This window comes from Streptomyces sp. NPDC002817, assembly GCF_053592055.1.
The window spans coordinates 145,965-159,697 of record NZ_JBSFUY010000011.1 but is presented as its reverse complement, the minus strand read 5'-3'; the positions used below and the strand labels follow the sequence as shown (position 1 = coordinate 159,697).

The 13,733-nt window shown below is 70.7% G+C and carries 9 protein-coding genes; 6 read left to right on the top strand and 3 right to left on the bottom strand.

The window, feature by feature from the left end; all coding sequences use genetic code 11:
- The first annotated feature begins 13 nt into the window (after positions 1–13).
- From larA to larE, 4 genes are read left to right on the top strand one after another with little or no spacing between them, the layout of a single operon-like run.
- Positions 14–1,189: a nickel-dependent lactate racemase gene (gene larA, locus ACWD3I_RS22520; protein WP_365392614.1), complete on the top strand. Its 1,176-nt coding sequence runs from the start codon at positions 14–16 to the stop codon at positions 1,187–1,189.
- Positions 1,186–1,980 carry a nickel pincer cofactor biosynthesis protein LarB gene (gene larB / locus ACWD3I_RS22515; protein ID WP_365392616.1) on the top strand — a complete coding sequence of 265 codons (795 nt, stop codon included), beginning with the start codon at positions 1,186–1,188 and terminating at the stop codon, positions 1,978–1,980. Before larA ends, larB begins: the two co-directional genes overlap by 4 nt.
- On the top strand, positions 1,977–3,179 hold the full coding sequence (gene larC, locus ACWD3I_RS22510; protein ID WP_365392618.1) for a nickel pincer cofactor biosynthesis protein LarC: 1,203 nt from the start codon (positions 1,977–1,979) through the stop codon (positions 3,177–3,179). Before larB ends, larC begins: the two co-directional genes overlap by 4 nt.
- Positions 3,176–4,078: an ATP-dependent sacrificial sulfur transferase LarE gene (gene larE, locus ACWD3I_RS22505; protein WP_365392620.1), complete on the top strand. Its 903-nt coding sequence runs from the start codon at positions 3,176–3,178 to the stop codon at positions 4,076–4,078. The genes larC and larE overlap by 4 nt, the downstream gene beginning before the upstream one ends.
- Before the next feature lie 1,095 nt (positions 4,079–5,173).
- Here the strand turns inward: larE and ACWD3I_RS22500 are convergent.
- The gene (locus tag ACWD3I_RS22500) at positions 5,174–7,390 is read right to left on the bottom strand and encodes an MMPL family transporter (protein ID WP_365392622.1); all 2,217 of its coding nucleotides are present in this window, start codon (positions 7,388–7,390) and stop codon (positions 5,174–5,176) included.
- Positions 7,391–7,725: 335 nt separating this feature from the next.
- Between ACWD3I_RS22500 and ACWD3I_RS22495 the strand changes: the two genes are divergently transcribed.
- Positions 7,726–8,928 carry a sensor histidine kinase gene (locus tag ACWD3I_RS22495; RefSeq protein ID WP_365392624.1) on the top strand — a complete coding sequence of 401 codons (1,203 nt, stop codon included), beginning with the start codon at positions 7,726–7,728 and terminating at the stop codon, positions 8,926–8,928.
- On the opposite strand, the gene ACWD3I_RS22490 is transcribed toward ACWD3I_RS22495, so the two are convergent.
- Complete coding sequence (locus tag ACWD3I_RS22490) at positions 8,903–9,586, bottom strand: response regulator transcription factor (protein WP_365392627.1); 684 nt, start codon at positions 9,584–9,586, stop codon at positions 8,903–8,905. The two genes, ACWD3I_RS22495 and ACWD3I_RS22490, sit on opposite strands and share 26 nt — an antisense overlap.
- Before the next feature lie 749 nt (positions 9,587–10,335).
- Here ACWD3I_RS22490 and ACWD3I_RS22485 point away from each other — a divergent pair.
- A complete protein-coding gene (locus ACWD3I_RS22485) occupies positions 10,336–11,721 on the top strand; it encodes an MFS transporter (protein ID WP_365392630.1) in 1,386 nt (461 codons plus the stop codon).
- Between the two features lie 64 nt (positions 11,722–11,785).
- On the opposite strand, the gene ACWD3I_RS22480 is transcribed toward ACWD3I_RS22485, so the two are convergent.
- The gene (locus tag ACWD3I_RS22480; RefSeq protein WP_365392633.1) at positions 11,786–13,711 is read right to left on the bottom strand and encodes a helix-turn-helix domain-containing protein; all 1,926 of its coding nucleotides are present in this window, start codon (positions 13,709–13,711) and stop codon (positions 11,786–11,788) included.
- Positions 13,712–13,733 lie beyond the last annotated feature (22 nt).

The window sequence follows — 13,733 nt, the reverse complement described above, 5'->3', positions numbered from 1 at the left end:
CGCCGCGGACCAAATGGCCGTACTGCGCGAGGCGTTGCGCGACCCCGTCGCCGGGCCCCCGCTGCGCGAACGGGTGCGACCGGGGCAGACGGTGGCGATCTCGGCCTGCGACGGCACCCGCCCCCAGCCGCGCCATCTGATGATCCCCGCCGTCCTCGCCGAACTCGACGGGATCGTCCGTCTGGAGGACGTGGTGATCCTCGTCGCCACCGGCACCCACCGGGGCAACGGTGAGGCGGAACTGCGCGAGATGTTCGGCGACGAGGTCGTGGACGCCGTACGCATCGTCAACCACGACGCCCGCGACCCCGGACAGCTGACCTGGATGGGGACGTACGGCAACGGCGTCCCGGTCTGGCTGAACCGTGCGTGGGCCGAGGCGGACGTCCGCATCACCACGGGCTTCGTCGAACCGCACTTCTTCGCCGGCTTCTCGGGCGGTCCGAAACTCGTGGCCCCCGGCCTGGCCGCGCTGGAGACGGTCCTCGTCCTGCACGACGCGGCCCGCATCGGCGACCCGCGCGCCACCTGGGGCAACATCCACGGCAACCCCGTCCATGACGACGTACGGGCCATCGCCGAGGCGACCGGAGTCACCTTCTCGCTGGACGTGGTGCTCAACCGGGACAAGGACATCGTGGCCGCCTTCGGAGGCGATCTGGCGCCGATGCACGCGGCGGCCACGGCCACGGCGAAACGCATGGCGATGCGGCCGGTCGAGGCGCCGTTCGACGTCGTCGTCACCACCAACTCCGGCTTCCCGCTGGACCAGAACCTCTACCAGGCCGTTAAGGGCATGTCCGCCGCCTACCAGGTGGTCAAACCCGGCGGCATGATCGTCTGCGCGGCCGAGTGCCGCGACGGCTTCCCCGACCACGGCTCCTACCGGGAGGTGCTGGCCTCCGCTCCATCACCGCAGGCGCTGTTCGACGACATCAGCGCCCGCACCGAAACCGTGCCCGACCAGTGGCAGGTGCAGATCCAGGCGCGTATCCAGTCCGGCAGCCGGGTCGTCATGCACACCGGTTTCCTGAGCGACGCCGAACTGGAGACCGCCCACCTGCGACAGACCCGCGACATCTCGGCCACCGTCGCCGAGGCGCTGGCCGCAGCGGGTCCCGGCGCCCGTCTCTGCGTCCTACCCGAAGGACCGCAGACCATCCCGTACGTCGACAGGAGTGGGGCATGAGCGGGGTACTGGACCTGGGCTTCGCCCGGCTGGACCTCGCCCGCGAGGCCCGGCAGGGACTCCCCGAGGTCGTCTACGGACCCGGCAAGACGGTCGAGCAGATCAGCGGCATCGTCACCGGGCTGCTGGAACACAACACCGGTCCTGTCCTCGTCACCCGGATCGAGGCGGAGACCGCCGAGGCCGTCATGGCACGGCTGGATCCGGGCGGGCACGACGAGGAGACGCGAGGCCCGGAGCCGTACGACGGGCAGCGACACGACCCGGGAACGTACGACGGTCAGCCACACGGTCCGGGAACGTACGACGCCGAGGCCCGGCTGCTGTACTGGCGGCCGTCTCCGGCCGTGGACTTCTGCGTGACGGTGGTGGCGGCCGGCACCTCGGACCGGCCCGTAGCCGCCGAAGCCGCCGCCGTGGCCTCCACCGTCGGCCTGGACACCACCGCCATCCACGACGTGGGTGTGGCCGGCCTCGACCGGATCCTCCAGGTGCGTGACCGGCTCCAGGCCGCCGACGCGTTGATCGTCGTGGCCGGGATGGAGGGCGCCCTCGCCAGTGTCGTGGGCGGTCTGGTGCGCGCACCGGTCGTCGCCGTGCCGGTCTCCACCGGGTACGGCGCGTCCCTGGAGGGCGTCACCGCACTGCTCGCCATGCACGCCTCCTGTGTTGCGGGGGTGACGGTGGTCAACATCGACTCCGGCTTCTCGGCCGCGATGGCGGTCCACCGCATCGCCCAAAGCCTTGCGAACACACAAAGGCGTGTGAACACACCCGGAGGTGCCCGGTGATCGCCTGGATCAACCCGTTCACCGGGCTGGCCGGAGACATGCTCCTGGCCGCCCTCATCGACGCCGGAGCACCGCTGGACGCGATCCGGGCCTCGATCGCCGCCACGGGTCTCACCGGCTGGGAACTGACCGCCGAGCGCGTCACCGACCACGGGCTGGCCGCCACCCGGGTCCACGTGGACGTCACCGACCCGTGCACCGAGCGGCAGGCCGCCGAAGTCGTCCGCCTCGCCTCCCGGGCCACCCCCGAACCTGTCGCCGCCCTCACGGTCGCCACCGTGACCGCCGTCGCCGAGGTGGAGGGCCGCCTGCACGGCGCCGACCCCGCCACCGTCCACCTCCACGAACTCGGCGGCCACGACACCCTGGTCGACATCGTCGGCGTCGCGGCGGCCCTGCACGCCCTGGGCGTCTCCGACGTCTTCAGCGCACGGCTCCCGCTGGGCAGGGGGCGGGTGGCCTCGGCGCACGGAGTACTGCCCTGCCCGGCACCCGCCACGCTGGCGCTGCTCGCCGGAGCGGCCGTCATGGGCAGCGATCTGCCCGGCGAAACGGTGACGCCCACCGGCGCCGCACTGCTGCGCGCGCTCGGGGCACGGTACGAACCGCCGCCACCCATGACCCTGGGCCGCACCGGGTACGGGGCGGGCACCCGCCCCCTGTCGGACCGGGCCAACGTCACGTCGGTGACCCTGGGAATCCCCGCCCCGGCAGCTTCGAGTCAAGACCCTCCGGCGGAGGACGTCGTCGTTCTGGAGACCAACCTCGACGACGTCACCGGCGAGATCCTCGGACACACCATCACCCGGGCGATGGAGTCCGGTGCTCTCGACGCCTGGGTGACGCCCGCCGTGATGAAGAAGAACCGCCCCGCGCACGTGTTGCACGTCCTGACCACCCGCCAGGACGAGCGTCGGCTGCGCGACCTCGTACTGTCGGAAACCGGCAGCCTCGGCATCCGCCGCGTCGGCGCCACCCGCACCGCGCTGCCGCGAGACTTCGAGACCGTGCACGTGGACGGCCACCCGGTTCGGATCAAGCACGGTCCGCACGGCGCCAAACCCGAACACGACGACCTCGCCTCCGTCGCCGCGGCCCTGGGCGTACCCCTCCGGACCGTCGCGGCACGCGCACTCGCGGGGAGCGGCCGGGTCGCCGCCCGTCAGCACACCGACCTTCTCGCAGGAGGACAACCATGACCGTCACAGACGAAGGAGCGTCCGCACTCGCACACGCCGACGTCCTCGCAGACCGGCTTGTGGAGCGCATGCGCGCCATCGGCGCCGTCGCCGTGGCCTATTCGGGCGGCGCGGACTCCGCCCTCGTGCTCGCCGCCGCCGTACGTGCCGTCGGCCCGGAGCGGGTTCTCGCCGTCACCGCCGTGTCGGAGAGCCTGGCAGCCGGTGAACTGCCGCACGCCCGCCGCCTGGCCGCAGACCTCGGTGTCACTCATCTCACCCCGCGCACCAGCGAACTGACCCGTCCCGGTTACCGCGCCAACGGCCCCGACCGCTGCTACTTCTGCAAGTCCGAGGTCCTGGACACCATCACCGTGCTCGCCCACGACCACGGATACGAGTTGGTGGCCACCGGAACCAACGCGGACGACGCCCGGGACCCCCACCGCCCGGGCATCAGGGCCGGCCGGGAACGCGGCATCCACACCCCGCTCCTCGACACCGGCCTGACCAAGGCGCAGGTGCGCCTGCTGAGCAGGCACTGGTCACTGCCGACCTGGAACAAACCCGCGACGCCCTGTCTGGCCAGCCGGATCCGCTACGGCATCGAGGTCACCCCGCACCGCCTGGCCCGCGTCGACCGGGCCGAGACGGCGGTGCGCGCGCTCCTGGCCGACGCCGGACTGACTGTGACCGACCTCCGGGTCCGCGACCTGGGTGACACCGCCCGCCTGGAAGTGGACGCCTCGCTCGTCGGCCGGATCTCCGCGCTCCCCGGGCTCGCGGGGGCACTGTCGGACGCGGGCTTCGCCGAGCTGCCCCAACGGGTGGAGCCCTTCCGATCGGGACGGCTCAACTCCGAGTCCTCAGTCCGTGGCGCGGCGCCCGGCTCAGCATTGGATCGGCCAGTCACGCGATGACGAACAGCACCCTCAGCGAGGTCCCTTTCCCTTGACTCGGCAATTCCTCTGCTGTGTCACGGGTCCGGGACGCTGGGAGGCGACAGCCTCAGTGAACAGCGCGATTCGAGAAACGGGGAACCTGCCCGCGGCCCTCACCAGCTTCGCGGGCAGGCGGTTCGAGGGCGCCGAGGCCCATTGAACCCGAAGCCCGGCAACGTCGCAGACTGGGCCGACCTGATCCCGGGCGAAGCCATCGCCGAACAGGTCGAGCGAACCGAGCAGATCTCACGTGTCGGGCGGCCCGATTCGGCCACCGGGCCGGGCACGGGGTGGTGTGCGCCCACCGGAGAAGACAGCGGAAGTCGGGGCGGCATCGGTCATGGCCCCGGAGTGACGCCACCAGCCTCCGGGGCGCCCCGAGGGCCGCTCGCTACTGCGCACTGCCCGCGGGCGCCAAGAACATCGGCGGGCGCTTCCCCGACCACCGGGCTTGCGCCGCGACACCAATTCGTCATCGAGGTCCGCGCCGACGTGGCGAAAGTCGACGCGCCCAGAGAGGCGAGAACGGCAACGCCGATGTCCGCGCGCCCGGTACCGCCGGTGCCGAGGAAGCCGCGGCCAGCGGCTTCGGCCACCGCAGTGATTCCAGAGTCCCGGAGTGCAGTACGTGCAGATCCCCGAGTTCACCGATTCCGTGGCATCTTCAAACCAGACGGGCTTCCGGGCACGGAGTCGAACTAGATGGACGGCCGCTCCGTCTTCACGGGGAAGGCCATAGGCGACCTACCGGATGAAAGCACCTGGACAAGCACAGTGATGAGCCGCATAACGAGCCTGACCTGTATAAACGCCCTCTCGGCAGGTCGCGCCCTTCTTCACGACGTACAGGGTGACGGATGTGGTGAGGGGCAAGCGCGCTGGCGGCGGTAGCTGCGAGCAGACTTTCCCATTCCTTCCGCGCAGGTCCGGAAGCTCAGCCGTGCGTTTTGAGGCCTGTTGGGACAGGCCGTCAGAGCGACGATGATCGCGGCGGTGAGGACCGCGGTGCCTTTCCGCATGGCTCACTCCTGGGTGATGCGCCCGCACGCGGGATGTGTGGGCGCATCGGAGGGCTCAGCGGATCGGGGTGAAGTCGGCGCCCCTGGGGGTGGGTTCGTGGGGCGCGGGGACTGCGCTGTCGAGCTTCTCGCCTTCGATGTCGACGTGCGGCAGGCGCCGGTCGAGCCAGCCGGGCAGCGACCAGGCCCGTTGGCCGAGCAGGGCCAGGACGGCGGGCACGATGGTCATACGGACCACGAACGCGTCGAAGATCACCGCGACGGCCAGACCGAAGCCGAGTGATTTGATCATGGCGTCGTCTCCGCCGACGAAGCCGCCGAAGACACCCGTCATGATGAGCGCGGCGGCGATGACGACCTTCCCGCTGTGCCGAAAGCCCTCGGTGATCGCGGCTCGCGGCTCGGCGCCGTGGACGTACGCCTCACGGATCCGGGTGACCAGGAAGACCTGGTAGTCCATGGCGAGGCCGAAGACGATGCCGACCAGGAGGATCGGCATGAGGCTCATGACCGGGCCGGTGGCCTGCAGGCCGAACAGGTCCTTGAACCAGCCCCACTGGAAGACCGCGACCACGGCGCCGAGAGAGGCGAGGACGGACAGCAGGAAGCCGAGCGCCGCCTTGAGCGGCACCAGAATCGAGCGGAAGACGAGGATCAGGACCAAGAAGGCCAGGCCGACGATGAGCGTCAGGTAGGGGAACATCGCGGCGGAGAACTTCGCGGCGACGTCGATGTTCATCGCGGTGCTACCGCTGACCAGGGCCTGCGCGCCGGTCGCGGTCTGGACATCCTGGGCCTGGTCGCGGATGGTGTGGACGAGGTCGTTGGTCTGTTCGCTCGCGGGCGAGCTCTTGGGGACAACGGTGACCATCGCGGTGTCACCAGCCGGGTTGTACGTGGCCGGGGTGACGGCGGCGACATCCTTCAAGTCCACGACGTGGTCGGTGAGTTGACCGACCGCTGCCTTCGTGGCCGCAGGGTCGCTGTCACTGACGACGAGGGTCAACGGGCCGTTGAAACCGGGGCCGAACGACTCGGCCAGCATGTCGTAGGCCTTGCGTTCGGTGGTGGCGGTGGGCTTGGAACTGTCGTCGGGCAGACCCAGTTCGAGCTTGGTCGCGGGCAGTGCGATCACACCGAGACCAAGGACCGAGAAGAGCAGAACCTTCCACGGACGGCGAAGGACGAAGGCCGCCCAGCGTTCCGCCACCCGCGGCTTCAGGGCGGGGGTCTTCGTACGGATGGGCTTTCGGCGGGAACCACGCCCCAGGACCCGGTCAGGGGCAAAAGCGAGCAGGGCCGGGACCAGGGTGATGGCGACCAACACGGCGACGACGACGGCTCCGGCTCCGGCCATGCCCATGGCCGTGAGGATGGGCAGGTTCACCACGGCCAGACCGACCAGGGCGATGACGACGGTCAGACCGGCGAAGACCACCGCCGAACCAGCGGTCCCGTTCGCCCGGCCGACCGCCTCGCGGGCGTCAAACCCTGCGGCGCGTTCGGAGCGGTAGCGGGAGACGATGAACAGGGCGTAGTCGATGCCCACCGCGATGCCCAGCATGGTCGCCAGCGCCGAGGTGCTGCTGCTGAGGTCCAGGGCGGCGGTGAGCGCGGAGACGGCACCCATGGTGACGCCGACACCGACCACGGCGGTCAGCAGCGGCATGCCGGCCGCGATGAACGAGCCGAAGGTGATGACCAGGATCAGCGCGGCGAGCACGAACCCGAGCGCCTCGGAGGAACTGCCCGACTCGGCGGGTGCCAGCGCGCTGCCGGACGCCTCGACGGTCAGGCCCTGGTCGCGCGATGCCTCAAGGGCGTCGTCGAGACGTTTGTGGTCGGCGTCGGTCAGGTCGGCGGCCTTGGCCTTGTACGTGACCTGGGCATAGCCAGTGGCGCCGTCGGCGCTGATGGTCTTGGCCGCGAACGGGTCGGCGACCGAGGCGACCCGTGGCGACGAGGCCTTCAAGTCCTTGAGCAGCGAGGAGACTTCGGCCCGCAGACCGCTGTCGGCCAGCTTCTCCCCGTCGGGCGCCCGGACGACGACGAGGGCGCTCGCCCCGTCGGCGTTGGCCGCAGGGAACTTCTCGCCGAGCACGTCGTACGCCTTCTGCGCCTCGATGCCGGGCAGGGTGATGTTCGAGTTGCTGCTGCCGCTGCTGCCCGCCGCCGCGGCACCCGCGACGCCGAGTACGACCGCCCAGAGAAGCAGGGTCAGCCAGCGCCGCTTGAATGCGCCGCGCCCGATCCGGTGCAGAAATGTAGCCATGAGAAACAGAGACTCCGTACGTCAAGAGCGAGACGAGGTAAAGAGGGCGGTGCCCGGGCAACTCACCCGGTACCCCGCCCGGCGCGCCGGGGTCCCATAGCCCGCGGCACACACTCCAGGACCACCCCGTACGCCCGGACGCCGAAGGGACCGGGCGCGGCCCGTCGTCGATGGGCCGGGGGTGGGACACGAGTGCCGGGGGAACGCCCGCGCCCTTGAACCATGCTGCGGCAGCCCGCGCCGGCGCGACGTCAGCCCTGGGTACGGACTGCGGCGCGCCGTGTCGGTCATCCGGCCGACACCACGGGAGCGGTTCTGCTTCCTAGGGTGGTGACGTGGACTGGAAGCTTCCGTTTTCTCCTGGTATCCGGCGCGTCATCTCGGCCGCCGCGATGGTGTCCCTGGCCCTGCTGTGGGCGGCCGACATCCTGGTGCTGCTGTTCGTGACCGAGCCGCCGCTCTCCCCCACCACCTGGCTGCCGGTGTTCGTCACCGGCCCCGCGGCCGCGCTCGCGCTGCCCGGTACCCGCTACTCACCGACGTTCCCGGTCCGGTCGGCGGGGGTGGCCGCCCTGTCCCTCACGCTCACCTGCGTGTGCCTGTTCGTGCCGGTGACCGGAACGGACATCGGCTACCTGGAGGCGTTCGCGCTGCTGTGCCTGATCATCCGGACACTCGGCCAGGTCCAGCCCACCCGCACCATGGCCTGGACCGTCGCCGTCCTGGCCGTCAGCATGGTGACGCAGACACTGCGTACCCGGACGCTGGACGGCTTCATCGCGGGCGGTTACACGGTGACGATCATGCTCTCGCTCGGCATCGCCATGGGGTGCGTCCTCCGCGCGACCGAGGCCCGCCGGCAGCGCGCCGTACAGGATGTCCGGCAGGCTGAACGGCTGGCTCTGGCCAGGGATCTGCACGATCTGATCGCCCACCACATGACGGGCATCATCGTGCAGGCAAACGCGGCCAGGACCGTCCACGCGACCGCACCCGAGAAGGTCGAGCCAGCGCTGGAGGCGATCGCCCGGTCCGGTACGGAGACCTTGGAGTCGATGCGCCGGCTGGTGCGGGTGCTGCGCGAGGACAACCATCGGCCCCTGCGGCCGGGCGATCTGCTCGCCGAACTCGGGGATCTCGTCGGCGAGTTCTCCCGGCACCGCCCGGACGCCCCGGCGACCCGGCTCGAGGCGAGCGCCGCGGTCCGCACGAGCCGACTCAGCCCAGAGGTCGAGGCGACCGTGCTGCGAGTGGTCCGGGAGGCCCTCACCAATGTCCTGCGACATGCGCCGGACGAGCAGGTGACTGTACGGCTGGACGCCACCACGGAGTGGCTGCAGCTGACGGTCACCAACAGCGCGAAGCTGCGCCCGGCGGACCGTCCGGCGGGCGGCCGCGGCGGCTTCGGCCTGATCGGTCTGCGCGAACGCGTCGAGGCACTCGACGGCACCTTCCGGGCCGGTGCCACGGACTCCGGTCAGTGGGAGGTACAGGCCATCCTGCCGCGCCCTGTCACAGACGCTGGTCGCGAGAGGTGACCACGCCGTTCTCCCACGCCCAGGCAGCGATCTCGACACGGTTGCGGGCCTCGACCTTGGCCTGGATCCGGGCCAGATACGTCTTCACCGACGAGAGCGACAAGAACAACTCCTCTGCGATCTCCTGGTTGGTGCGGCCCACCGCCACCAGACGGGCGATCTCCGTCTCCCGGCCGCTCAGCCCGGCAGCCTCCCGGTGCTCCTCGCCGCCGCCGAGTCCGTGCGTCAGTCCGCGCAGCAGCCGCACGGTGACTGCCGGCGAGACCAGCGCGTCGCCACGCGAAGCCGCCCGTACCGCCTCCACGAGCAGCGCGGGCGGAGCGTCTTTGAGCAGGAAGCCACAGGCCCCGTTGCGCAGTGCGTCGCGCACGTAGTCGTCCTGGTCGAACGTCGTGATCACGACGACGTTCGTCGCGGATTCCCCCGACCGCTCCTCCGCCAGGATGCGAGTGACCTCCAAACCGTCCATCCGCGGCATACGAATGTCGACCAGCGCCACCGCGGGGCGCAGCCGGCGGGCCAACTCGACGCACTCGACACCGTCGCGGGCGACACCCACGACCCGGATGCCCGGCTGGGCATCGAGAATCATCTCAAAGCCGGCCCGGACCAGCTCCTGGTCGTCGGCGATCACCACATCGATCAGCTCATCGGCCACAGTCGTCCTTACTGTCTCACGAGAGGCGTCCGCAGAGGGACCCACTGCCATATGACCGAACAGGTGGTACCCCGTGCCAGCGAAGCCGGCAAGCCCATCAGGCTAGTACTCCAGTCGCAGTTCACTATCACTGCTGGTCAGAGCTGTGTTCCTGAGTATACTTAGCTGATGCTCCGTCAGGTGCAGTGAGTTCGTGACCTCGGATGCGGCGGGCCGGCAGCGCTGCACAACAGCCTCGCCCCCCCAAGTCGAGGAGCATCGTTCGCTGTACGTTGCCCTAACCAGAGCACGACGCCTCACCATCGCACCTGACCTATCCAGAGTCCTGCCGTGCATGCGGCCATGCCTTGCCCGTTCTTCAATGGCAACGGGTGTCGCGCAGCGCAACGGGCGTCGCCCGCTGACCCGCACCCAATTGGCCCCAGGCGCTCGAGTTCAACGCTACGTAGTCAGCACCAAGTCAGCACGGGAGAGGTGAAGACGGGTGATGACGTGGGATTTTAGTCAGCACCAAACCAGCACCGGCACCAGCACCGCTCAGTCAAATCACCCCGAATCACGCATCTCTGACACTGCCTGTTGCGCCGTCCCTCAGGCCCTCGGTCCGGGGTCTCGCGAGGCGAACGTATAGGCCACGCTCACAATCCAACGCTGAACTATGTTGTCCCGCCACATGTGCGCCTGACCTGTGGGTTTCTACGGTGTGCCGACACGTACCCGTCCCCACCGCACACGAGGAAGTGGCGCACATGGCCTCCGCAGCAACCGCTCCACCGACGCCGAACAACCTGAAGCGCATAGTCGCCGCCAGTCTCATCGGCACGACCATCGAGTGGTACGACTTCTTTCTCTACGGATCCGCCGCGGCCCTCGTCTTCAACAAGCTGTTCTTCCCGGGCTCCGACCCGCTCGTCGGCACCCTGCTGTCGTTCCTGACGTACGCCGTCGGATTCGCCGCCCGTCCGCTCGGTGCCCTCGTCTTCGGGCACTACGGCGACCGGCTGGGACGCAAGAAGCTGCTGGTGCTGAGCCTGCTGCTGATGGGCGGGGCGACCTTCGCGATCGGGCTGCTGCCCACCCACGCGACGATCGGCTCGGCCGCTCCCGTGCTGCTGACCGTGCTGCGCCTGGTCCAGGGCTTCGCGCTCGGCGGCGAGTGGGGCGGGGCCGTACTGCTGGTGTCCGAGCACGGGGACGCCCGGCGGCGCGGGTTCTGGGCCTCCTGGCCGCAGACCGGCGCCCCCGCGGGGCAGTTGCTGGCCACCGGCGTGCTGTCCCTGCTCACCGCCGTCCTCTCGGACAGCGCCTTCACCAACTGGGGCTGGCGGATCCCGTTCCTGCTCTCCGGCGTCCTCGTGATGGTCGGTTTGTGGATTCGTCTGTCTGTCGACGAATCGCCGGTCTTCAAGCAGGCCCTGGCCCACGCCCAGGCCCGCAAGGCCGAGCAGGGGGCCTCCGCGGAGAAGCTCCCGATCGTCTCCGTACTGCGCCACCACTGGCGCGACGTGCTCATCGCGATGGGCGCGCGCATGGCCGAGAACATCAGCTACTACGTGATCACCGCGTTCATCCTCGTCTACGCCACCACCGCGGCCGACGTCTCCAAGCAGACCGCGCTGAACGCCGTACTGATCGCCTCCGCCGTGCACTTCGCGGTGATCCCCATGTGGGGCGCCCTGTCGGACCGGGTCGGGCGGCGGCCGGTGTACCTGCTGGGCGCGGCCGGGATCGGGCTGTGGATGTTCCCGTTCTTCTCCCTGATCGACACCGGCAGTTTCGGCAACCTGATCCTCGCCATCACCGTGGGTCTGGTGCTGCACGGGGCGATGTACGCGCCTCAGGCCGCCTTCTTCTCCGAGATGTTCGCGACCCGGATGCGCTACTCCGGCGCCTCCATCGGTGCCCAGTTCGCCTCGGTCGCCGCTGGAGCGCCCGCGCCACTGATCGCCACCGCGCTCCTGGACGACTACGGCAGCTCCACCCCGATCGCCCTGTACGTCATCGCCGCGGCCGTCCTGACCCTCATCGCGGTGGGAGTGGCCAAGGAGACCCGCAACCGGGACCTCGCCGACGTCGACGCCCCCGCGGAGACGGAACCGGCGAAGGCCGCCACCGCGGACGCCCGCGCCGTCTGATCTCCCCCGGCCGGCCCCCGTGCGCTCATGCGTGCGGGGGCCGATGCCGTGCCGATGCGCGCACTCAGCGCTGAGTCGGTGCGGACAACCGGTGCAGACGCAGGGCGAGCTGGATCTCCAGGGCGCGTGCGGGGCTCTGCCAGTCGTCGCCGAGGAGGCGGCCGACGCGCTCCAGGCGTTGGGCGACCGTGTTCACGTGGACGTGCAGTTCGTCCTTGGTGCGGGCCGGGCTCATGCCGCAGGAGAAGTACGCGTCGAGGGTGCGCAGGAGATCGGTGCCGCGTCGTTCGTCGTAGGTGACGACCTGGCCGATGGTGCGGTCGACGAACCCCGTGATGTCCCGGTCGCCCGCCAGGAGCAGACCGAGGAACCCGAAGTCCTCGGCGGCCGCCCCGTCGCCGGAACGGCCCAGGAGCCGCAGGGCGTCGAGGCAGCGGCGGCCCTCCTCGTAGGCGGCGGCCACGATGTCCGGGCGGGTGGCCAGGTCCTCGACCGGGCCCGATGCGCCGACGGTGACGGCCTCGTGGACGGCCGTGCCCAGGTGGCGTGCGGTGCGGCGGGCCAGGGCGGTCGCGGTGTCGCCGGGTCTCAGGGGCAGCAGCAGGACGGTGCCGCCGTCGCGGGCGGCGGCCAGTCCGTGCCGGGTCGCCGCGAGGTGGGAGGCGGCGGACCACAGACGTCTGCGGGCGTCCGCCTCCTGCTCGGCATCGGCCGCGGTGCCGTCGAGACGGGCGGCGAGGACGACATGGGTGGCGTCGAGGTCGGCGTGCAGCCGGGAGGCTCGTTCGCGCAGCAGGCGCGGGTCACGGTCGCGGGCGTCGAGGAGGTCGTCCAGGAGTTCGCCACGCACACGCTGCTCGGCCTCGGCCGCCGAGCGTCTGGCGAGCAGCAGCAGCGAGGTGACCATCGCGGCGCGCTCCAGGGTGCGCTGGTCGACGGGGTCGAGTCCGGGGTGGCCGTGCAGCACGAGGGCGCCGAGCAGTTCGCCGCCGGCGGCGACGGCCGCGATCCAGTCGTCGCCGTGCCGTACGGCGTGTCCTTCGGCCCGGGAGGCTTCCAGTGCCTCGGCGGGCGTGGTGACGGCCTCGGTGAACTCGACCTTGCCGTCGAGGACTTCGGCGACCGCGGCCGCCACGTCGTGCACCCCGCCGCCGCGCAGCACGAGTTCGGCGAGCCGGTCGTGGACGTCGGAGGCGCGCTCGATGACGCCGCTGCGGTCGCGGATGATCTCGTTGGCCCGCTCCAGGTCGGCGAGGGCCGAGCGGGTCTCGGTGAGCAGGTTCGCGGTGTCGATGGCGGCGGCCGCCAGGGCGGCGAAGGAGCCGAGCAGGGCGATCTGCTCCCGCTCGAAGACCCGGGCCCGCCGGTCGGCGGCGAACAGCACCCCGATGACGTGGTGCCCCAGCATCAGCGGCACGCCGAGGATGGCGACCAGGCCCTCGTCCCGTACGCCGCCGTCGATGGTGCGGGTGTGCTGGAAGCGCTCGTCCTTGAAGTAGTCGTCGGTGACGTAGGGCCGGGCCGTCTGGGCGACGAGGCCGCCGAGCCCCTCGCCCATGCCGAGCCGCAGCTGCTGGAAGCGGGCGGCGACCGAGCCCTCGGTCACGCGCATGTAGGTGTCGCCGCGGGCCGGGTCGTTCAGGCTGAGGTAGGCGACGTCCGTGCCGAGCAGTGACCGGGCGCGCTGCACGATCGCCTGGAGTACGGCGTCCAGGTCGCGCAGTCCCGCCAGGTCGTGCGCGGTCTCGAAGAGGGCGGAGAGTTCGGCCTCGCGGCGGCGCCGTCCCTCCAGCTCCGAGCGCACGCGCAGCGCGACCGGCTTGGCCTGCTCCAGCGCGGCGATCCGCTCGGCCGGCCGGCCCTCGGCGCGGGCGACCAGCACCGGCTGCTCGTAGGCGTCGGCGGATGCGCCCCTGGCCAGCAGCTCGAGGAACGGTGCCTCGGCGCTGCCGGCGGGGCGCTCGGCGGACTGCACGTGATCGCGGGACATGCTCACAGGATTCCTCATCGCA

Excerpts from the sequence above, each read along its gene's own strand:
- larA (WP_365392614.1), top strand. The coding sequence starts at position 14 with ATGGCCGTACTGCGCGAGGCGTTGCGCGACCCCGTCGCCGGGCCCCCG.
- larB (WP_365392616.1), top strand. The coding sequence starts at position 1,186 with ATGAGCGGGGTACTGGACCTGGGCTTCGCCCGGCTGGACCTCGCCCGC.
- larE (WP_365392620.1), top strand. The coding sequence starts at position 3,176 with ATGACCGTCACAGACGAAGGAGCGTCCGCACTCGCACACGCCGACGTC.
- ACWD3I_RS22500 (WP_365392622.1), bottom strand. The coding sequence starts at position 7,390 with ATGGCTACATTTCTGCACCGGATCGGGCGCGGCGCATTCAAGCGGCGC.
- ACWD3I_RS22485 (WP_365392630.1), top strand. The coding sequence starts at position 10,336 with ATGGCCTCCGCAGCAACCGCTCCACCGACGCCGAACAACCTGAAGCGC.
- ACWD3I_RS22480 (WP_365392633.1), bottom strand. The coding sequence starts at position 13,711 with ATGTCCCGCGATCACGTGCAGTCCGCCGAGCGCCCCGCCGGCAGCGCC.